Here is a 20,386-nt window from a genome sequence, read left to right on the forward strand (position 1 = left end):
GTGCCAGCGCATTTGCGGAATGTGCGATCCACGCCTGATGTCTGAACCCGAAGTCATAACGCTCGGTTGCCGGCTCAATGCCTACGAATCCGAGGTGATGCGGCGGCATGCGCAGGACGCCGGGCTCGACGACGCAATCATCGTCAACACCTGCGCCGTCACGGGCGAGGCCGTGCGGCAAGCATCACAAACGATCCGCCGTCTTCGCCGCGACAGGCCCAATGCGCGCATTATCGTGACCGGGTGTGCGGCGCAGACCGAAGCACAGCGCTTCGCCGACATGCCGGAAGTCGACCACGTCGTTGGCAACGGCGAGAAGATGCTGGCCGAAACGTTCGCCGGGCTTTCGATCGCCTCGAGCGCACGCGTGCAGGTCAACGACATCATGGCGGTGCGCGAGCAGGCGTCGCATATGATCGAAGGCTTCGGATCGCGCACGCGGGCTTACGTCGCGATACAAAACGGCTGCGATCATCGCTGTACGTTCTGCATCATTCCCTTTGGCCGGGGTCCGTCGCGTTCGGTTCCGGCGGGAGAGGTCGTGATGCAGGTCCGTCGTCTCGTTGCGAACGGTTATGCTGAAATCGTGCTCACGGGTGTTGACATTACGTCTTACGGACGCGACCTGCCCGGTGTCGCAACGCTCGGCAAACTCGTGCGGCAAGTTCTGAAGCATGTGCCCGATCTGGCTCGTCTCAGACTGTCGTCGATCGATCAGGTCGAAGCGGACGAAGATCTGATGATCGCGCTGGGCGAAGAAGAGCGGCTGATGCCGCATTTGCATCTGTCGATGCAGGCCGGAGACGACATGACGCTCAAGCGCATGAAGCGGCGGCACAGCCGCGCCGACGCGATCGCGTTTTGCGAGCGGGCACGGGCGCTGCGTCCCGATGTTGTTTTCGGCGCCGATTTAATTGCGGGATTTCCAACTGAAACCGATGCGATGTTCGAGAACTCTCTGAAAATCGTCGACGAGTGCGGGCTCACCTATCTGCACGTATTTCCGTTCTCGCCGCGGCGTGGAACACCGGCGGCGCGCATGCCGCAGGTTCCGGGGAATATCGTCAAGGAACGTGCCGCCGAGTTAAGGGCGAGAGGGCAGGCTGTGCTGTCATCTTATCTCGCCGCGCAACAAGGCCGGGCTGTCGATGTTCTTCTGGAAAGCAACGGCATGGGACGAACGCCGCAGTTTGCGGAAGTCGATATGCGCAGCAGTGGTGCGGAGGCAGGCGAGATCGTTCATGCCGTCATTACCGGCGCCAGTTCTACACGTTTGATCGGTGAGGTTCGCGCGTGAGTGAGCAACGCGAAAAAGGCAAGGGTTTCTTCGCGCGGCTTCTCGGCGGTTCGCAACCTCAGCCGCAACCGCAACAGCAACAGCCTGAGAAGCCGGTCGAAGAGACGGAAGCGAACGCGCCGCCTGCACTTCAATCCGCTCCTGAGCCTGAAGCCGTTGACGTGCCAGTGCCAGTGCCAGTCGCTGCACCCGTCGAAGACCCTGTCGCGGCGCCTGTGCCGGTGCCCGCAGCCGAGGTGGAGCCTCAGCCGCGCGGCTGGTTTCAAAAGCTGAAATCTGGGCTTGGCAAAACGTCCGCCAAGCTCACGTCGGGCATCACGGATCTCTTTTCCAAGCGCAAGCTCGATGCGGCGACGCTCGATGATCTCGAGGATCTTCTCATTCAAGCGGACCTCGGCATCGCAACGACGGGCCGCATCACGGACGCCATCGGCAAGGGCCGCTTCGAGAAAGGCATCTCGGCGGACGAGGTTCGCGCCATTCTCGGCAGCGAAGTCGAGCGCGTCCTGAAACCGGTTGCCAAGCCGCTTGAGGTCGATGCCTCGCGCAAGCCGCACGTCATCATGATGGTCGGCGTCAACGGCACCGGCAAGACGACCACGATCGGCAAGCTGGCGCAGAAGTTGAAGGCGGAGGGCAAGTCGGTTGTGCTCGCAGCCGGCGACACATTTCGCGCTGCCGCAATCGATCAGCTGAAGGTTTGGGGCGAGCGCACGGGGTGTCCTGTTGTCGCGCGCCAGGTTGGCGAAGATGCGTCGGGCTTGGCGTTCGACGCGTTGAAGCAAGCACAAGCAACTGGCGCCGATGTGCTTTTGCTCGATACCGCGGGCCGTTTGCAGAACAAACAAGCCTTGATGGAAGAACTTGAAAAAGTCATACGCGTTTTAAAAAAGCTCGATTCGACTGCTCCACACGATGTCATCCTCGTGCTGGACGCAACGACCGGGCAAAATGCATTGCAGCAAGTTGAAGTTTTTCGTGACCGCGCAGGCGTCACGGGGTTGGTTATGACGAAGCTCGACGGCACCGCGCGCGGAGGCATTCTGGTGGCGATCGCCGACAAGTTCGGTTTGCCCGTGCATGCGATCGGCGTTGGGGAAGGGGCCGACGATCTGCAGCCGTTCGAGGCCGCGGAATTCGCGCGCGCCATCGCCGGGACATAGAATCAGGAATTGAGGTCGGGAATGACGCAAGACGCGAACGTAGGGAACGAGGTCCGGACGCGCCCGGGCAAGCGCCTCTTTCCGTTCAACGCGGAGCAGACGATCAATCTGCTGAGCGAGTTCGGCCCGCTCGTCACGATGTTCGTCGTCAATGCCATCTACGGCATCAACGTCGGGACGTGGGCGCTGATCATCACGACCGGCATGGCGATCGTCGCGATGCTGTACATGTTCCACCGGCCGCCGATTTTTCCGTTGATCGCGTCGACGGTGACCGTCGTTTTCGGAGCGCTGACGATCATCACCGGCGACCCGATGTGGGTTCAGATCAAGGTGACGATCTTTAATGCTCTGTTCGCGCTGTTTCTTGTCGGCGGGCTTTGGGTCAAGCACAACTTCTTCAAGTACGTGTTCGACAAGACGTTCCATTACACCGACGAGGGTTGGAACAAGTTCACGTGGAGCTTCGCGATCTTCTTTTTGCTGACGGCGGTCGCGAACGAGTATGTGCGTCGCGTGTACCACGACGAGGAATTCTATCGCATTTTCGGCTACTCGATGAGCGGCGTGAACGTGTGGATCCTGTTCAAGGTGGCGATCGTGCTGCCGGTGTCAGGCATCTACGCTTGGGTTGTCACGCGCCTCATGCAAAAATATCGCCTGCCGGATCCGGTTCACGACTGAAGGATTGCCATGTCGGACGAGAATAAGGTCGTTGCAGCCGAGAACGCGCAGCTTTTCGACCGCAAGCAGCTTATCAAACTTGTCGTCGAATTCGGGCCGCTGCTGGTCTTCTTCGTCGCCAATAGCCGCTATGGCATCTACACCGGCACGGGCGCGTTTATGGTCGCGACGGTGGTTTCGTTGATCGCGTCGCGGACGCTGCTCGGGCGCATCGCCGTGATGCCGCTGATCACAAGCGTCTTTGTTCTCGTCTTCGGCGGTCTGACGTTGTGGCTGCAGGACGACCATTTCATCAAAATCAAGCCGACGATGGTCAACGGCCTGTTCGCGGCGATCCTGTTCGTAGGCCTAGCGACAGGGCGACTGTTCCTGAAGATCGTGTTCGGCGAAGTGATGCGGCTCACCGATCAGGGATGGCGTATCCTGACGTTTCGCTGGGCATTTTTCTTCGTGTTTCTCGCCGGGCTCAACGAGGTGATGTGGCGGTTCTTTTCGACCGACACCTGGGTCGCGTTCAAAGTCTTCGGCATTATGCCGATCACCTTCATATTCGCTCTCTGCCAGATCGGCATATTGAAGAAGTACGAGGACACAACCTCTGAGAGCACTTAATCGGATCAAGCAATCCTGTAGTATTTTTTGATCGATCATCAGTATACGTCAGTTGAAGCACTGCTTTACGATTTGTTTTCCAGTTGAAAATTATTTTTGCTGGACGCGATGCTGTTGCTCGTGGTTTAGGGCGGCTACTTAAACTTCTCAAACACAACGCACGCGGCCTCGAAACTTGTGTCCATCTTATGCGGCGCAACGAGGCTTGCCGTTTTCCAAAAACGGGCGGGCATCAGGATGCGAATGGCACGGGAACCTGCACATAACCGTCTTGAACGGTCTCCTCTTCATCTTCTTCACAGAGCTGGCCAGAGCGCGGCCGAGATGTTTCAGATCGAGCTCGGGGCCGACGGGCTGACGCCGCGGCAGTACGCTGTTCTGCTCACGGTTGCGCAGAATGAGGGATTGAATCAGACGCAGCTCGTCGAGCTGACGGGCATCGATCGGTCGACGCTGGCGGACATCATCCGGCGCATGCTGAAGAAGGGCATGCTGCAACGGCGGCGGACGCGCAACGACGCCCGGGCCTATTCCGTCAAGATCACCGAGCAGGGTACGCGCATTCTGAAAGCGCACGATCCGCTGGCGCGCCGTGTCGACGAACGCATTCTCGCGAGTCTCGCCGTTGCGCAGCGCGAGCGCTTTTTGCAGGATCTGAATGCGATCGTTCAGACTCTGGCCCGGCTCAAGGCCAAGGAAGCCGCCGCCAAGCAATAAAAAAGGCTGGCGTTTCCGCCAGCCTGTTTACGTCGCCCTATTTGACCTGCAGGCGGCTTAAGCTGCCTGACGCACCAGCCGCTGATGGATGAGCGTTTCCGCGATCTGCACCGCGTTGAGCGCGGCGCCCTTCAGTAGGTTGTCGGACACGATCCACATCGTCAGGCCGTTCTCGACGGTCGCGTCTTCGCGGATGCGGGAGACGAACGTCGAGAATTCGCCGGCGGCTTCGACGGGCGTGACGTAGCCGCCCGGCTCGCGCTTATCGACGACCATGATGCCGGGCGCGGCGCGCAGAATTTCGCGCGCTTCATCGGGGCTGATCGGCTTTTCGAACTCGATGTTGACGGCTTCCGAGTGACCGACGAACACCGGCACGCGCACGCATGTGGCGGTGAGACGGATCTTCGGGTCGAGAATCTTCTTCGTCTCGGCCAGCATCTTCCATTCCTCTTTCGTGTAGCCGTCTTCCATGAAGACGTCGATCTGAGGAATGCAGTTGAAGGCGATCTGCTTCGGAAACTTCTTCGGCTCGACTTCCTGGCCCGGAACGTACTTGCCCTTGGTCTGGTGCCAGAGTTCGTCCATCGCGTCTTTGCCGGCGCCCGACACGGACTGATAAGTCGAGACGACGACACGCGTGATGCCGGCCGCATCGTGCAGCGGCTTCAACGCGACCACGAGCTGGGCCGTCGAGCAGTTCGGATTGGCGATGATGTTCTTCTTCGTGAAGCCGCGCACGGCGTCGCCGTTGACTTCGGGGACGATGAGCGGCACGTCCTGGTCGTACCGCCAGCACGACGAGTTATCGATGACGATGGTGCCCTGCGCGCCGATGCGTGGCGACCAGTCCTTCGACACGGACGAGCCAGCCGACATCAGGCAGAAGTCGACGCCCTTGAAGTCGAACGTTTCAAGGTCGCGGCATTTAAGGACGGAGTCGCCGAACGAGACTTCGGTGCCGATCGAGCGGCGCGATGCCAGCGGGTAAAGCTCGCTGATCGGGAATTTCCGCTCCGCGAGCACGTTCAGCATTTCGCGGCCCACATTGCCGGTGGCGCCAACGATGGCGACCTTGTAGCCCATCATCCATGTCCTTGAGTTTGCCGGTGCGCGCGATTGGCTCGGCCAGCGCGGCAGATGGTTTATACGGAAAATCACATACGCGGGAGGGCCACGAGTTTCAAGTTTGTTCGCAATTTTGGACCTTCGTGGCATGCTCGGGTCACAATCTGCCGGTCCTTTACGGACACTCAGTTGCAGGACGGCGTCATGCGTCTCACATACCCAGCTTTGCTTGCCGGTTTCAGCGTAGCCGCGGCCCTGTTCGCGTCAGGACCGCTTGGAGCCGTTCCGTCGCAGCCCGTTTGGCTCGACGGCGGAGAAATCCTCAATCGCTTCGGCGATCAGACGATCGACGGCCGCTATGCGAGCGGGAAGGCGTTTACGGAGCGATACGCCGCGGATGGCCGGGTCACCTATAGGGAGCCCGGAATGTCGCTCGCGGGGCGCTGGTCGGTGACCGAGGGGACCTTGTGCACGATTTACGATGGTGATGCGTCAGGCGGGTGCTATCGCGTCGCGCGCGTCGATAGCAACTGCTACGAATTCTATTTCGTATCGCGAACCGAGGCAGCGGCTCCCGGTCCGGCTGACGGCAAACCGGCCTGGACGGCGCGCGGCGCGCTGCAAGGCCAAGCCAGCTCGTGTCACGATCAGCCGAGCGTGTGAAAGTTTTTGGTTGGCGCCCTGCGACTCCCCTGCGGGGAGCCGGCCGCAGGGCGCGGGAGTTATGCCGCGAGAGCTTTGAGTTCGGTTTCGACCGCCTTGCCCATGTCGCTCGTTCCGACCTTCGTCATGCCGGGCTGCATGATGTCGCCGGTGCGCAGTCCCTTGTCGAGAACGCGCGCGATCGCCTGATCGACGAGATCGGCTTCCTTGCCCATGTCGAAGGAATAACGCAACGCCATGCCGAACGACGCGATCGTCGCGATCGGATTGGCGAGGCCCTGTCCGGCGATATCGGGCGCCGAGCCGTGCACGGGCTCGTAGAGGGCTTTGCGGCGTCCGGTCTTGGGATCGGGCGCGCCGAGTGAGGCCGACGGAAGCATGCCGAGCGAGCCGGTCATCATCGCGGCTTCATCCGACAGCACGTCGCCAAAGAGGTTGTCGGTGACGATGACGTCGAACTGCTTTGGATTGCGGATGAGCTGCATGGCGCAGTTGTCGGCCAGAATGTGCTCGAGCTTGACGTCCGGCGCGTACGACTTGTGCACGTCGGTCGTGACCTGTTTCCAGAGCACGCCGGTCCGCATGACGTTATGCTTTTCCGCCGAATGGACGAGGTTGCGGCGCTTCTTTGCGAGATCGAACGCGACCTTGGTGATGCGCTCGATTTCATGCGTCGTGTAGAGCTGTGTGTCGACGGCGCGTTTTTCGCCGTTCTCGAGCGTCACGATTTCCTTCGGCTCGCCGAAGTAGACGCCGCCCGTCAGCTCGCGGACGATCATGATGTCGAGGCCTTCGACGAGTTCGCGCTTCAGGCTCGATGCATCCGCCAGCGCCGGATAGCAGATGGCGGGGCGAAGGTTGGCGAAGAGATCGAGATCCTTGCGCAGGCGGAGAAGGCCCGCTTCGGGGCGATGCTGGTAGGGAACGCCGGCCCATTTCGGTCCGCCGACGGCGCCGAACATCACGGCGTCCGCTTTCTGAGCCTTGTCCATGGCTTCGTCGGTGACGGCGACGCCGTGCGCGTCATAGGCCGCGCCGCCGACGAGATCGCGCTCGACGTGAAAGCGCGCCGTGTTGCTTTTGGCGTTGAAGAAGGCGATCAGCCGTTCGACCTCGGCGATCGTCTCGACGCCGATCCCGTCGCCGGGCAGAAGCAAAAGCGAATGCGTGGTCATGGCGGCCGTCCTTGCAGCATATGTCAGGGGAAATCAGTCGCCGGAGTGCTAGCGTTCCGGACGCTAAGGAGCAAGCGTCCGGCCGCAAAAAGGCACTTTGGCGCAGAATTCGCCCGTTAACGGTGCAGTGGCGATTGCCGGTCGGTCAGGCTTCGTCGTCAGCCGGCGAACGGCAGCGGGAACGCAAGCGTAAAGCCGCCGATCGTTGCCAAGCTGCCAAGAGCGCCGAGGAAGAAGCTTGCCGCTAGGACCAGGTTTCCGCCGGAAATGATCGCGACGGAGGCGAGGACGATCGCGATCTGCAACAGTGCCTGTCCGTAGTCGAAGTAGGGTCCGCGCTGCAGAGATTTATCGCGATCGGCTTCGAGTGATTTACCCTTGTTGAACAGCTCGTCCAAACCCTCGCCGCTTTTCGGGTCGCTCGTCAGAGATTTGTCCTGCTCTTTGTAGCCGGCAATCTTTTCTTCGATGGATTTTCTGGCGTCATCCGGTATGGCGGGCGTCGCTTTCAGCATCACCTCGAATTCGTCGGTGTGCAGTCTGAGCGCCTGACGGCGTGCGTTCTTCGCCTGGAAGAAGGCCCAGACATTCGATGCGGCGATGTTCTGCTGGGTCGCATCCTGCTGGGCGTTGCTGCCGCCGAGGCTGCAGATCGCAAGGATGACGGCGAGGATGGCGATATAGACGCCGACGAGCTTGTCGCGGCCCTTTGAGTTCTCGCGATCGGCATCCCGCCCGAGTTCTTCAAACGCCATGACTACCCCCGATATGCGACTAGATGCTTGTCAGACGATACGATCTTCCGGCGGGGCGGCGAGCGATCGCGCCGGCAAAAGATCCTTGCGATCGATGGCCCTGCCGTCTGCTCCGAGGCGATAAAGAATTGGCGCGCCGGTCGCAAGCTCGCGCTGAAGGATTTCGTCGCCGTTGAGCCCTTCGAGTATCATGATGAGCGAGCGCAACGAATTGCCATGCGCGACGATGATGACGTTCTTGCTCTGTGTAATTTGCGGCCAGATCGCGCTGTCGTAGTAGGGCCGCACGCGTGCCAGCGTATCTTTCAGGCTTTCGCCGCCGGGCGGCGGGATGTCGTAGGAGCGGCGCCAATCGCGGACTTGCGCCTCGCCCCATTTCTTGCGGGCTTCGTCTTTGTTCAGTCCCGACAGCTCACCGTAGTCGCGTTCATTCAGGGCAGCATCGCGCACGATCGGAACGTCGGGCTGATCAAGCTCGGAGAGGATGATGTCGAGCGTGTGCTGGGCGCGCTTCAAAACGCTGGTGAATGCGATGTCGAACTTCACGCCGTTGTCGCGGATCATGCGGCCGGCGACGCGGGCTTCAATCACGCCTTTCTCGGTCAGGTCCGGATTGCGCCACCCGGTGAACAGATTGAGCCGGTTCCATTCGCTCTCTCCGTGGCGCACGAGCACGAGAATATTGTCTGTCAGCGCGTCTGTCATAGCCTCGTCAATACGTTTGCGATGATGCGGTCGTCAGAAGGTCAGGAAATGCCGAGCACGTCGGTCATGGCGTAGAGCCCGGGCGGCTTGTCTTTGGTCCAAAGTGCCGCTTTCACCGCGCCTCTCGCGAATATCCCGCGGTCGGCCGCGCGGTGGGTGAGTTCGATGCGTTCGCCGTCGCCCGCGAAGATCACGGTGTGATCGCCGACGACTGTGCCGCCGCGAAGCGTGGCAAAGCCGATGTCGCCGGTATGGCGTGGTCCTGTATGTCCATCGCGCGTGCGTACCGAGTGCTCTTCCAGATCAAGGTCGCGTCCCTGGGCGGCGGCGTCTCCAAGCATCAACGCGGTTCCCGACGGCGCGTCGATCTTCATGCGGTGATGCATTTCAACAATTTCGATATCGAAGTCGTTCCCCAGTGCAGCGGCGACCTGGCGCGTCAATGCAGCGAGCAGGTTGACGCCGAGGCTCATGTTCCCGGCTTTGACGATAGCGATTTTGGTTGCGGCCTCCGCGATCGCGGCCTCCGCGGCTTTGTCGAAGCCCGTGGTTCCGATGATGTGCGCCGTACCCGACTGCGCGGCGAGGCTCGCGAATTCGACGGTCGCTTTCGGCACTGTGAAATCGATGATCGCGTCGGCTGCGGCAATCACGGCTGCGACATCGCTCGAGACGGCGATGCCGAGACGCTCAATGCCGGCCAGTTCGCCGATGTCCTTGCCGAGAGCGGGCGAACCAATGGGCTCCGTCGCGCCGCTTATCATAGTTTGGGGTTCGGCTGCGATCGCGGCGATCAGCTGACGGCCCATGCGGCCCGCTGCGCCCATGACTGCGATCTTCATCTCGTCTCCTAGCGGTTATGAGAACGCGACCCCCACGCGGCGGGGTATAGCAACGTCGCTAGGAGAGAGGAAGTGCGCAGGGGCGGGAAATCGCCGCGGTTGCCGGCATGGTCAACGTAAATCGCGCCTGCAATTCGTTTTACCTAGTCCTCGGCACGTTTTAGCGCTGCGATGATCAGGGCCTTGGCTTCGTCGGCGTGACCCCAGTGGTCGATCTTGGCCCATTTGTTGGGCTCGAGGTCCTTATAGTGCGCGAAGAAGTGCTCGATCTGCTCGATCGAAATCGCGGGTAAGTCGGTGTAGGTCTTCACCGACTCGTAGCGCTTGGTCAGCTTGCTGGAAGGGACCGCGATGATCTTTTCGTCGCCGCCGCCGTCGTCTTCCATCACCAGAACGCCGACCGGGCGGCAGTTGATGATCGCGCCGGGAACGAGCGCACGCGTGTTGCAGACGAGAACGTCGATCGGATCGCCGTCGCGCGATAGCGTGTGCGGAACGAAGCCGTAGTTTCCGGGATAGCGCATCGGCGTGTAGAGGAAGCGGTCGACGACAAGGGCGCCCGACGCCTTGTCCATTTCGTATTTGATGGGCTCGCCGCCCACGGGAACTTCGACGACGACGTTGATGTCTTCCGGCGGCGTGTTGCCGGGCTTGATTGCGTCAAGACGCATGGGCGACCTTCCGATTGAAGCAGGACTAGCGGGATTACTTTTGACGCGAATGGACGAGCGAGACAACGCCGCTAAGGTCGAATGCGCGGTCAAAATGAAAAGGCGAGGCGGTCGTCATATCACCATTCGTAGGCGATCCGAGCGTTAACCGCATTCCCGAAGCGGACGCAAGCCTTGCGGGTCGCGCGGCCGCCGCAGCGAACGTAGAAGGCGCGGGCCCGTTCGTTTTCGACAAGCGCCCAGACGATCAAGCGTTCGAGACCGAGGCGGTCGAGCGTCGCCCGGCAGGCCTCGAACAGGTATTCCCCGATGCCGATACCCTGATAGATGGGCGCCAGGTAGAGTTCGTAGATTTCGCCGGTATCACGGCGTCCGCCGCGGGCGCGTCCGCACGTGGCATAGCCCGCGATATGCTCGCCATGTTCGATGACGAGCAGATTATGTTCGGCGGCAATCGCGCGGCGCCACCACGTTGCGTCGCGCCGCTGAATTTCGTGTTCGAGATGGTGCGCCGGTAGAATGCCGGTATAGGCAAGGCGCCAGGATTCGCGAAAAATACGGGCCAGCGCCGGAGCATCGCTCGGACGGGCGTTACGCACAGTCACTTCCAGACGCTGGTTCAACATGAGCGCAGTCTAGCGCGGCGCGCGGAAAAACGCATCAGTGTCACATGGGCAATTGCAAATAAAAAACGCGAGGCAGGAGCCTCGCGTTCATGCGTCTCAAAGTGCCCCGATACGTCCGCCCGAAGGCAGCCGCGTGATCAGCCGGCGGTTTTGAACTGCTCGAAAGACTTCGTCGTGGCGGCGCCAACCGTCTCGAGAGCCTGCTTCGTAACTTTGTTCGAAAGCTCGAAGAGTTCCTTCGACTGCGAACCGGCGACCGCGAACTGCTGCTGCCAGTAGTTGGCCTGCAGGCGTGCGATTTCCGGGAAGGTGCGCGCACGGGCGATGGCCTGAGCGGCTTCGAAAGCAGCTTCCGTGTTGGCGAGCGTGTTGGCGACGATCTTCTCGCCGATCGACTTCGCGCCAGCCTGGGTCGTCAGGAGGACTTCCTCGGCAACCTTGGCGTTGTCCTTCGCGAGGGCAGCGAACTTATGGTACGCGTCGCGCGACTTCGCGATCGCATCTTCAGCGAATGCCGAGATGTTTTCCGGAACCTTGGCGTCCTTGCCAGCCGTAAACATTTCCTGGGCCTGACGGGTGAAGTCCTGGACTTGACGTGTGAAGACATCGTTCATTGGGGACACTCCTCAGAAATTTGAAACGTTCTCTCAAAATGCGGTCGACGCTCGACGGCGAAACCTTGTCCAAGTATATAGATGATCGTTTTGTGCACCGCAATATCTTTTTTGCAGCGCGTCTGCAAAATTGGGTCGTTTAGTCTCGATTACGACTGGTTACTGCCTACTAAAGTAGGTTACCTTAACCCTCGCAGGTAGGTAAATACCTATCCACCATTTCGCACGTGCGAAACGGATTCGCCGACTCAAGGTTCCGTCGGAAGTTGAGGAAAAACCTCGCGATAGCCTAGAGCGGCTGAGTCGAAGATGATGTCGCGGCGAGTCAGCGGCCGGGCCAGGGCGAGGCCCTGCATCGTCCGGCATCGCGACAAAGCGACATAGGTCTGGCCGTGCGCGAACGTGCCGGTCCCGAGGTCAATGTAGACCTTATCCAGGGTCAACCCCTGCGCTTTATGGATCGTCAGCGCCCAGGCCAGGCGAAGCGGAAACTGTTTGAAGGTGCCCGCGACCGTTTCGACGATCTTTTCCGCCGACTGGTCGAAGGCATAGCGGCGGTGCTCCCAAGCGACAGGCTCGACCTCGTATTCGCGGCCGTTGACTTCAACGAAGACCTGCTTGTCGGTAAGCCGAGAAATGCGGGCGATCGTGCCGTTGACCCAGCGTTTGTCCGGATCGTTTCGCAGCATCATGACCTTCGCGCCGGGCTTCAATTCGAGCGCCGGGTCAGCGGGCTCGATGTTGGCGTTGAAGTCGCCGGTGATCGTCGCGTTGAAGCGAACGGCGCGCTCGGGCAGCGCTTCGAGGTAGCGGTTGTTGATGCGTTTGGCGGCGGCGTTGGTGGTCGTCAGGATGACGTAGGGTTCGCCTTCGGCAAGGGTGCGGATCGGGCGCACGCAGGTGTTGATGAATGCGAGATCGCTGTCGCTGACATTGCCTTCGCGGACCGCATTCAGGACGCGGATCAAATCGTCGTCGGTCTGGCGGAAGATTTGCGTCAGTTCGAGCAGCGACGTGCCGGCGCCTTCTCGCAGCGCATCGATGAGGAAAAAGAACGGACTGCCGTGAGCCTCGGTGAGGTGCACGAGCACCTCGGGTTCCTGGATCACGGGCGGCAGCTGATGAAGATCAGCGAACAGAAGCACGCGGGCGCCGCCGAAGGCTTCGCGCGGACGGCCGCGGTTCACGCGCATCGCGCGGTCGATGCCCCACATCAGATCCGAGCGCACCATCGAGGCTTCGTCGATGACGAGGAACTCGAGCTTGCGCATCACGCGGCCGTTGCGGCTGCGCTTGATGTCGCTTTCCTGAATCAGGCGCGGCGGAAAACCGAAGAATGAGTGAATTGTCTGACCGCCAATGTTGATGGCGGCCAGACCCGTCGGGGCCAGTACAACCATGCGGTCGGCGTACACGTCGCGCAGCGCTTTCAGAAGCGTGGATTTTCCGGTGCCGGCGCGGCCAGTCACGAAAAGATTGCCGCCAGGCTGTTCCAGGAAGCTGGCCGCGCGTTCAAAGGCAGGGGTCGGCGTAACGCCTTTGGGCCAGATCACGGCGAATCATCTTCCAGGCGATTTCGGGATCGAATCCACAATCGGAAAGCTCGCCATTCAAGTCAACGGAAACAAAAACGCACGAGGCCCGCTGAGGTCTCGTGCGCTGACCAAGTCCAGGGAGGAAAATTGATCAGTCGGCGGTGATGCTGCGCAGCTTGAAGTCCTTATCGAACTTCAAGTCGTAGGCCGCGCCGTCCTTGCACTTGGCGTCGTCGAGTTCGTAGACGCCGGAGGCTTCAGTTTCCTTTTCCCATTTGCCGCCTTCACAGCCCCAGGCTGCGGCGGCTGCAGTCGCCTGCTTTTGTTCTTCTGCGCTCAAAGGCGCATCCGCCAGAGCTGGCAACGAAAGTGCGCAGACAAGGGAGGCAGCCAAAAGCATGCGTTTCATCGGGAATCTCCTGTGATTGCTGGAATAACCCCGAGTATGTGGGGTTCCGAATTATCCCAAGCAATCCGGGATTTTTTCCCGATCGCCGCTCTATTATGCCGCGCCGCTCGCCCGTTCCGCTTCGCTCTTGCGGCTCTGGCGCTTGCGCTCGTTGGGATCGAGCCAGCGCTTGCGCAGGCGGATGGATTTCGGCGTCACTTCGACGAGTTCTTCGTCGGTGATGTAGCTCATGGCCTTTTCGAGCGTCAGACGCATCGGCGGGGTCAGCAGCACCGCGTCGTCCTTGCCGGAGGCGCGGACGTTGGTCAGCTTCTTGCCCTTGATGACGTTGACTTCGAGGTCGTTGTCGCGCGTGTGTTCGCCGACGATCATGCCTTCGTAAACCCGATCCTGCGGGTTGATCATGAAGGGACCGCGATCCTGCAAATTGAAGATTGCGTAGGCGACCGCTTCACCCGGACTGTTCGAGATCAGAACGCCCGTCCGGCGTCCGGCGATCTCGCCCTTGAACGGTTTGTAGGAGTGGAACAGCTTGTTCATGATGCCGGTGCCGCGCGTGTCGGAGAGAAGCTCCGACTGATAGCCGAGAAGGCCGCGCGTCGGGACGTGGAACACCATGCGCGTGCGTCCGCCGCCCGACGGCTTCATCTCCAGGAGATCGCCTTTGCGCTCGGCAAGCTTCTGCACGACGACGCCGGTGTAGTTGTCGTCGACGTCGATGATGACTTCCTCGATCGGTTCGAGGCGCTGTTTGGTTTCGGGGTCGATCTCGAACACGACCTTCGGCCGCGACACGGTGAGCTCGAAGCCTTCGCGGCGCATGTTTTCGATCAGGATGGCGAGCTGCAATTCGCCCCGGCCTGAGACGGTGAAGCTGTCCTTGTCCTCGTTTTCGAGAACGCGGATGGCGATGTTGCGCTCGGCTTCCTTGAGCAGACGATCGCGGATGACACGGCTTTGCACCTTGTCGCCTTCCTGTCCGGCGAACGGTCCGTCGTTGATACGGAAGTTCATCGACAACGTCGGCGGATCGACCGGCTGCGCGGGCAGCGGTTCCTCGACGGAGGGATCGACCAAGGAGTCGGCGACGTTCGCGAGGCTCATGCCTGCCAGCGCGATGATGTCACCGGCGCCAGCTTGCTCGACCGGTGTGCGTTCCAGGCCGTGAAACGCCAGAACCTTTTGCACGCGGAACTGTTCGAGCACCTTGCCGTCGCGATCGAGCGCCTTCAAAGCCTGGTTCGGCTTGACGGTGCCGGAGGTGATGCGGCCCGTCAGAATACGGCCGAGGAACGGATCGGCGTCGAGTGTCGTCGCCAACATGCGGAATGGGCCGTCGTCGACGGCGGGCGGCGGCACATGCTCGAGGATCAGGTCGAACATCGGCGCGAGATTTTCTTTCGGGCCCGAGGGGTCGCGGGCCATCCAGCCGCTGCGGCCTGAGCCGTAGAGCACGGGGAAGTCGAGCTGCTCGTCGGTTGCGTCGAGATTGGCAAAGAGATCGAAGACTTCGTTCAGCACGTCGAGGTGGCGTTCGTCGGGGCGGTCGATCTTGTTGATCGCAACGATCGGGCGGAGGCCGCGCTTCAGCGCTTTGGAGACGACGAACTTGGTCTGCGGCAGCGGGCCTTCGGAAGCGTCGACGAGAACGATCACGCCGTCGACCATGTTCAGGATGCGCTCGACCTCACCGCCGAAGTCGGCGTGGCCTGGCGTATCCACGATGTTGATGTGCGTGCCCTTCCACTCGACGCTGGTGCACTTCGCGAGAATGGTGATGCCGCGTTCGCGCTCGATGTCGTTGGAATCCATGGCGCGTTCCGCAACCTTCTGGTTCTCGCGGAAGGAGCCGGATTGCTTCAAAAGCTCGTCGACCAGTGTCGTCTTGCCATGGTCGACGTGCGCGATGATCGCGATATTGCGAAGGGCCATTGGAAACCTAGAGTTGAATCGGGGTGGGCGCCGCACTGCGGCGCAATATCGCCCGCACCTAGCATGATCGGCCGCCCTGCCGCTAGGGCAGCGGGTTTAAGGCTGGGTGCGGCTTATCAGTCGGCGGGAATACTGCCGGTTCTATAAAGGTTTTTCGGCCTGCGGTCGCTCGTTTTCCTCTTCGCGCGTTCGCAGAGCCGTCAGGAAGGCGTCGACCTCGGGCTTCTGCGCCGGTTCCCGCTCCAGGCGGCGGCGCTGATGATCCTGCATGATCCGTGCGGCCATGTCGGCGCCCGGAACCTTCAGGCGGCGTGCTCCGGAAATTAATAAGGGGCTTTGCGGTTCCTCTAGATCGAGTTCTTCGAGGAAGGTTTCGCGGAGCGCGAAGAAGGATTGCAGGATCGCCTCACGGACGAGGGTTTTCTGGTCCGCCGTCGCCTCCGGATTGATGCGCGGGTCGAGCGTCTGCAGCGCGCGGCGCATATCGTGCAGCGGGGCGTAGGGATAGAGCCCGACCAGCGTGCTGGTTTCGCCGGAGTTTTTGTACACGATGCGCATCGTGTCGATGGTCTCGCTGATCCTGTAGAAGGCGGCGAGATAATCGTCGGTGGCGAGATAAGGCTTCTCGCACGTCGACAGCAGAGCCGACTTGGTGCGCACGATGTTGCGCCATTCCTCTTCCAGGCTTTCGACGAATTTCGAGCGCTTCTGGAAAATGTTCGAGAGATAGGCCACGCCGCCGGTCGCGATCAGCAGGGACATGTCGCGCATGAAGTCATAGACTTTATTGGCGGCGGACACGACGAACGGCGGAAGGCCGGAAGCGTCGTCGGCGAATTTCGAGGCGAGCAGAAGCAACAGCACGGCGGTCAGGAGCCAGTAGAGGCGTTTGAGCGTGCGGTTGACGGAAACGCGGGTCATCGGTCAGGCGTTCGATGTTGGGTGCCGGGCGGCGCGGGGGTTGGGAGAGTGTTCCGGACATTCTTGACCGGATCGCGACGGAGCGTTCGTAGAGGTGCTTGAGTTATGGCCGGGCAGCGCGCGTCTGGCAAATCGGCGAGAGTGGCGTGTGGATAGCCGAGGGGCTAAAGCTGCTCGGCATCGTCCGGCCGCTTCAGAATGGCCCAGTTCATGATGGCGATCTGGGCTCCGATCAGCATCAGCACGATATCGATGCGCAGGCCCGTCACGGCCGCCCAGAGCCCGACGATGACGCCGAGGCCGGCGATGATCTTGGCGGCAGTCGCGCGCGACGCAATCGTCGCGATGATGTCGCGATAGATGCGACCGCCGTCGAGCGGGAACGCCGGCAGAAGATTGAATATCGCCATCGCGAGATTGACGCGCGCGAGCGTAACGGTCGCATACGCCAGCCACGGTGTCTCGCTCATCCAGTCGGGCCGATCGGTTAAGTGGAAGTAACCGGCGCCAGAGATTTCCGGCGAGCCGAGCAGCCGCCAGAGCGCGAAAAAGATCGCGGCGTTTGCCAATGGTCCCGCGAACAGAATGATGACGTTCGCCAGCGTCGAGCGCGGCACGTCGAGCATGCGCGCGTAGCCGTAAAATCCGCCGACGAGAATTTCACCCACGGGAACGCCGAATAACCGCGCCAGCGCCGCGTGACCAAGTTCGTGAAACAGCACCGACAGGAAGACGCCGACGATGATGGCAGCGAACGCTGGCCCTGCAATTGCCAGGGGCGCCTGTTGCAGGATCCCTAGCAGCAACAGCGGCACGAAGACGAACGTGACGTCGATCCGGACCGGAATGCCGCCGATCCGGAACAACTCGAGGCGCGGCGTATCGTCGATGAAGTTCATGGCGACAAGCCTCCGGCAAGACGCATCGTTTCGTCAAGCCGAGGCGGCAAGTTTTGTCACTCGCCGCGGCGGATGACGAATTTGACCGAGTCCGTCGGGATGCCGCTGATCTCGACCGTGACCGGGCCTTCGCCCATCGGGAAACGGATGCTTTTGCGGACGCCGTCGCAATCGGTCTTGCTCGTGTGTGCGGCGGATTTCAGAGTCTTGCCGCCTTGCACGACGTCAACCCAGCTGCGGACGGGAAGAGAGATCTGATAAATGCCCGGCTCGCCGACGCTTTCAAACGTCACAGCGCCGCCGAACTGGCTATTGTCGGCTTCCTTGCGGCGGCGGCTCTGATCGGCTGTGAATTTGACCTCGTCCATCGGCAGCAGCGACAGCTGGATGGCTTTTGCAGGCGGCTGCTTCAGCGAGCCGCCGGACGCCACGGGTTCGCTGTCGGCGGCTTTCAGCCATTGCAATTCGGTTGCGACCGGCCAGGCGAAAGTTTCGCAGCCACCCGGCTCGGCGGCATAGGCGTTCAACGGCACCAGGCATGCCATCGCCGCAGCGGCGATCCAGATCGATCTCTGCATTTTCATGTCTAGTCTATCGCAACCATGACGTCGGAGGATTTGATGACCGCTGATGCCGTCATGCCTTTGACGAGGCCGAGATCGTCAACGGACTCGTTCGTGATCGAGGCGGTGACAATCGTGCCGCCGACATCGATGCGGACGTGAGCGGTCGTCACGCCTTTGACGATGTCGACGATTTTACCCTTGAGGACGTTCCTGGCGCTGATCTTCATGGCGGCTCCGGCGTTGTCGCGCTGATCTATCTTTAGACGATGCTTTTCGCGTAGAGATCCGTCCGGCGATCCCGGAAAAATCCCCAGTCGGCACGATAGCTTTCGATCAGATCGAGGTCAAAGGCATGGATCAATACGCCTTCGTCTGACGATCCGAAGCTTTCCACCAGTTCGCCACGGTGATCGCTGATGAAGGAATGGCCGTAGAACTTTTGCTGCACGCCGTCGTTGTCTTCGAGGCCGATGCGATTGGCGGCGACGATCGGCACCGCGTTCGAGACGGCGTGGCCCTGCATCGCGCGCTGCCACTGGAGATGCGTGTCAAGCGCCGCATCGTAGGGCTCCGAGCCGATGGCGGTCGGGTAAAAAAGAATTTCCGCGCCTTGCAGCACCATGGCGCGGGCGCTTTCGGGATACCATTGGTCCCAGCAGATGCCGACGCCGATGCGGCCGAACTTCGTCGCCCAGGTTTTGAAGCCTGTGTCGCCGGGGCGGAAATAATACTTTTCCTGATAGCCCGGGCCGTCCGGAATGTGGCTCTTGCGATAGACGCCGAGGATCTCGCCGTCGGCATCGGCGATCGCGATGCTGTTGTAATAGCGCGGGCCGTCCTTCTCGAAGAACGAGATCGGGATGACGACGCCGAGTTCTTTCGCGAGCTTCTGAAGCGCGAGCACGCAGGGATGTTCGTTCACGGGATGCGCCGTCTCGAACCATTTCGGGTCCTGACGCGTGCAGAAGTAGATGCCTTCGAAAAGCTCCGACGGCAAAATCACTTGCGCACCCTTGCGCGCGGCTTCGCGCACGAAGGCTTCCGTCTTCGCGATATTGGTTTTGATGTCGTGACCGTACGACGTCTGAATTGCGCCGACGGTGATCGATCGTTTCGACATCAGGCCGGCTCCTGTTGGGTGATGCAGTGGAACGAGCCGCCGCCCGCTTCGCCACAGCCGAGCAGGCCGCGCGACGACACGCCGACGACGGCGCGATCCGGGAATACGGTTTGCAGGGCCTGCAGTGCGTCGGCTTCGGTCGCCGTTCCGTAGATCGGCACGACGACGACGCCGTTGGCGATGATGAAGTTCATGTGCGACGCGGGCGAAACTTCGCCGAGCGCGTTGTGATAAAGGCCGACACCCGGAATGCGGATGACGTCGAGCTTGCGGCCCGCGGCGTCGGTTTCGCGCGCGAGCGTCGCGGCTATGGCGTCGAGCGTCGCGGCGTTCGGATCGTCGGGTCCGGCGGGCGCCTGACAGACGACGCGGCCCGGCGCCACGAAGCGCGCGATGTTGTCGACGTGGCCGTCGGTGTGATCGTTTTTCAGACCTTCGTCGATCCAGATGACTTTCTTAGCCCCGAAAGCTTCGCGCAGCGCGGCCTCGGCTGCTTCCTTCGACCAGCCGTTGCGGTTCGGGTTCAGAAGCGTCTGCCGCGTCGTCAGGATCGTGCCTTCGCCGTCGTGATCGACCGCGCCGCCTTCGAGCACGAAGTCGAAACGACGGATGGGCGTCCTGGCGATGCTGGCAACGTGATCGCCAACGGTTGCGTCGTCGGGCAGATCGTACTTGCCGCCCCAGCTGTTCGTCCTGAAGCGTAGCGCGACGACGCCTTCAGGCGTCTGAGCAAAGATCGGTCCGGTATCGCGCAGCCAGATGTCGCCGTACTTCGCCGGGATGATTTCCGCGACGTCGATCGGCAGTGCTGCGCGCGCGGTCGCCTCGGCTTCATCGCCGTTGGCAAGCACGCGGACCTTGTTGCCGGCGATGCTCAGCGCGCGGACCAGCGCGGCCACGTCGCGGCGCGGCGCTTCGAGATCGTCGTTCCACTCGGCCGGATCGGCGGGCCATGCCGTCCAGATCGCTTTCTGCGGCGCCCATTCCGAAGGCGTTACGATGGGGGTGTTGGCAGGGGCCGTCGTCATATCTGTCCCTAAGTTTTTGCCGCAAGGCTTTGCAGGACGTGCGCTGACGCTCATCCTGCGCGAGACCGCCATGTCGTGGACCGGGCCGCGGGTGTCAAGAGTTAGCGTATCGTCACGGATCTGTCGCGCGCGGGGCTGCCGCGCAGCGTTAATGTTTTGCGAACATCGAGCCGAGCAGCGCGACGACGATTGCGGCCGGAATGGCGATCATCAGGACCGCGCCAAGCGTCACCGCCAGTCCAAGCATGAGGAACACGACAGCAGCGAGCAGCAGAAGCGTCACAACGAAGACGACGGCGCGAACGATCCATTCGCGCCATCCGTCGATGACCGTTGTCTTTCCGTTTCTGGTGATGACGATCATGGTTTTGTTCCGCTTGGCTG

24 protein-coding genes are annotated in these 20,386 nt (G+C 61.3%); 6 read left to right on the forward strand and 18 right to left on the reverse strand.

Annotated features, from left to right (window positions below; all coding sequences use genetic code 11):
* Window positions 1-37 precede the first annotated feature (37 nt).
* The 5 genes from mtaB to HYPGJ_RS00895 all read left to right on the forward strand — a co-directional run bounded on the left by mtaB (window position 38) and on the right by HYPGJ_RS00895 (window position 4,473).
* Entirely contained in the window at window positions 38-1,297 is a 1,260-nt protein-coding gene (mtaB, locus tag HYPGJ_RS00875) for a tRNA (N(6)-L-threonylcarbamoyladenosine(37)-C(2))-methylthiotransferase MtaB (protein ID WP_046845785.1), read from the forward strand.
* Window positions 1,294-2,460, forward strand: a complete 1,167-nt coding sequence (ftsY, locus tag HYPGJ_RS00880) for a signal recognition particle-docking protein FtsY (protein ID WP_046845449.1) — start codon at window positions 1,294-1,296, stop codon at window positions 2,458-2,460. Before mtaB ends, ftsY begins: the two co-directional genes overlap by 4 nt.
* 21 nt (window positions 2,461-2,481) lie before the next feature.
* Complete coding sequence (locus tag HYPGJ_RS00885; RefSeq protein WP_013217270.1) at window positions 2,482-3,144, forward strand: septation protein IspZ; 663 nt, start codon at window positions 2,482-2,484, stop codon at window positions 3,142-3,144.
* Between the two features lie 9 nt (window positions 3,145-3,153).
* Entirely contained in the window at window positions 3,154-3,756 is a 603-nt protein-coding gene (locus HYPGJ_RS00890; protein ID WP_046845450.1) for a septation protein A, read from the forward strand.
* Window positions 3,757-4,080: 324 nt separating this feature from the next.
* Window positions 4,081-4,473 carry a MarR family transcriptional regulator gene (locus HYPGJ_RS00895; RefSeq protein WP_244465963.1) on the forward strand — a complete coding sequence of 131 codons (393 nt, stop codon included), beginning with the start codon at window positions 4,081-4,083 and terminating at the stop codon, window positions 4,471-4,473.
* A 57-nt stretch (window positions 4,474-4,530) separates the two neighbouring features.
* On the opposite strand, the gene HYPGJ_RS00900 is transcribed toward HYPGJ_RS00895, so the two are convergent.
* A complete protein-coding gene (locus tag HYPGJ_RS00900; RefSeq protein WP_046845452.1) occupies window positions 4,531-5,559 on the reverse strand; it encodes an aspartate-semialdehyde dehydrogenase in 1,029 nt (342 codons plus the stop codon).
* A gap of 186 nt (window positions 5,560-5,745) precedes the next feature.
* Here HYPGJ_RS00900 and HYPGJ_RS00905 point away from each other — a divergent pair, with 186 nt between their 5' ends.
* Complete coding sequence (locus tag HYPGJ_RS00905; protein ID WP_046845786.1) at window positions 5,746-6,204, forward strand: hypothetical protein; 459 nt, start codon at window positions 5,746-5,748, stop codon at window positions 6,202-6,204.
* 59 nt (window positions 6,205-6,263) lie between these two features.
* On the opposite strand, the gene leuB is transcribed toward HYPGJ_RS00905, so the two are convergent.
* The 17 genes from leuB to HYPGJ_RS00990 form a co-directional block, all read right to left on the reverse strand.
* A complete protein-coding gene (leuB, locus tag HYPGJ_RS00910) occupies window positions 6,264-7,379 on the reverse strand; it encodes a 3-isopropylmalate dehydrogenase (protein ID WP_046845453.1) in 1,116 nt (371 codons plus the stop codon).
* 158 nt (window positions 7,380-7,537) lie between these two features.
* Window positions 7,538-8,134: a DUF4337 domain-containing protein gene (locus tag HYPGJ_RS00915; protein WP_046845454.1), complete on the reverse strand. Its 597-nt coding sequence runs from the start codon at window positions 8,132-8,134 to the stop codon at window positions 7,538-7,540.
* 30 nt (window positions 8,135-8,164) lie between these two features.
* Complete coding sequence (locus HYPGJ_RS00920; RefSeq protein WP_244465989.1) at window positions 8,165-8,827, reverse strand: 2,3-bisphosphoglycerate-dependent phosphoglycerate mutase; 663 nt, start codon at window positions 8,825-8,827, stop codon at window positions 8,165-8,167.
* Window positions 8,828-8,880: 53 nt separating this feature from the next.
* Window positions 8,881-9,681 carry a 4-hydroxy-tetrahydrodipicolinate reductase gene (gene dapB / locus HYPGJ_RS00925; RefSeq protein ID WP_046845456.1) on the reverse strand — a complete coding sequence of 267 codons (801 nt, stop codon included), beginning with the start codon at window positions 9,679-9,681 and terminating at the stop codon, window positions 8,881-8,883.
* A 143-nt stretch (window positions 9,682-9,824) separates the two neighbouring features.
* Window positions 9,825-10,352, reverse strand: coding sequence for an inorganic diphosphatase (gene ppa, locus HYPGJ_RS00930; RefSeq protein WP_046845457.1), 528 nt, complete (start codon window positions 10,350-10,352; stop codon window positions 9,825-9,827).
* Between the two features lie 119 nt (window positions 10,353-10,471).
* Window positions 10,472-10,951, reverse strand: coding sequence for a GNAT family N-acetyltransferase (locus HYPGJ_RS00935; RefSeq protein ID WP_244465964.1), 480 nt, complete (start codon window positions 10,949-10,951; stop codon window positions 10,472-10,474).
* Window positions 10,952-11,115: 164 nt separating this feature from the next.
* Window positions 11,116-11,592: a phasin family protein gene (locus tag HYPGJ_RS00940; RefSeq protein ID WP_013217281.1), complete on the reverse strand. Its 477-nt coding sequence runs from the start codon at window positions 11,590-11,592 to the stop codon at window positions 11,116-11,118.
* A gap of 248 nt (window positions 11,593-11,840) precedes the next feature.
* Window positions 11,841-13,145, reverse strand: coding sequence for an AAA family ATPase (locus tag HYPGJ_RS00945; protein WP_046845459.1), 1,305 nt, complete (start codon window positions 13,143-13,145; stop codon window positions 11,841-11,843).
* Window positions 13,146-13,278: 133 nt separating this feature from the next.
* Window positions 13,279-13,536: a PepSY domain-containing protein gene (locus HYPGJ_RS00950; RefSeq protein WP_046845460.1), complete on the reverse strand. Its 258-nt coding sequence runs from the start codon at window positions 13,534-13,536 to the stop codon at window positions 13,279-13,281.
* Window positions 13,537-13,629: 93 nt separating this feature from the next.
* On the reverse strand, window positions 13,630-15,468 hold the full coding sequence (gene typA / locus HYPGJ_RS00955; RefSeq protein ID WP_046845461.1) for a translational GTPase TypA: 1,839 nt from the start codon (window positions 15,466-15,468) through the stop codon (window positions 13,630-13,632).
* Window positions 15,469-15,609: 141 nt separating this feature from the next.
* Window positions 15,610-16,389, reverse strand: coding sequence for a hypothetical protein (locus HYPGJ_RS00960; protein ID WP_046845462.1), 780 nt, complete (start codon window positions 16,387-16,389; stop codon window positions 15,610-15,612).
* Between the two features lie 164 nt (window positions 16,390-16,553).
* The gene (locus tag HYPGJ_RS00965) at window positions 16,554-17,288 is read right to left on the reverse strand and encodes a site-2 protease family protein (RefSeq protein ID WP_046845463.1); all 735 of its coding nucleotides are present in this window, start codon (window positions 17,286-17,288) and stop codon (window positions 16,554-16,556) included.
* A 56-nt stretch (window positions 17,289-17,344) separates the two neighbouring features.
* Window positions 17,345-17,872 (reverse strand): hypothetical protein, encoded by a 528-nt coding sequence (locus HYPGJ_RS00970; RefSeq protein ID WP_046845464.1) that lies wholly within the window; start codon window positions 17,870-17,872, stop codon window positions 17,345-17,347.
* A gap of 2 nt (window positions 17,873-17,874) precedes the next feature.
* Window positions 17,875-18,081 (reverse strand): TOBE domain-containing protein, encoded by a 207-nt coding sequence (locus tag HYPGJ_RS00975; RefSeq protein WP_013217288.1) that lies wholly within the window; start codon window positions 18,079-18,081, stop codon window positions 17,875-17,877.
* A gap of 32 nt (window positions 18,082-18,113) precedes the next feature.
* Window positions 18,114-18,974, reverse strand: a complete 861-nt coding sequence (gene aguB, locus HYPGJ_RS00980) for an N-carbamoylputrescine amidase (protein ID WP_046845465.1) — start codon at window positions 18,972-18,974, stop codon at window positions 18,114-18,116.
* On the reverse strand, window positions 18,974-20,002 hold the full coding sequence (locus HYPGJ_RS00985) for an agmatine deiminase family protein (protein WP_046845466.1): 1,029 nt from the start codon (window positions 20,000-20,002) through the stop codon (window positions 18,974-18,976). Before HYPGJ_RS00985 ends, aguB begins: the two co-directional genes overlap by 1 nt.
* A 148-nt stretch (window positions 20,003-20,150) precedes the next feature.
* A complete protein-coding gene (locus HYPGJ_RS00990) occupies window positions 20,151-20,366 on the reverse strand; it encodes a hypothetical protein (RefSeq protein ID WP_046845467.1) in 216 nt (71 codons plus the stop codon).
* Window positions 20,367-20,386: the final 20 nt, after the last annotated feature.

It is taken from the genome of Hyphomicrobium sp. GJ21 (assembly GCF_001006785.1).
Taxonomy (GTDB): Bacteria; Pseudomonadota; Alphaproteobacteria; order Rhizobiales; family Hyphomicrobiaceae; genus Hyphomicrobium_B.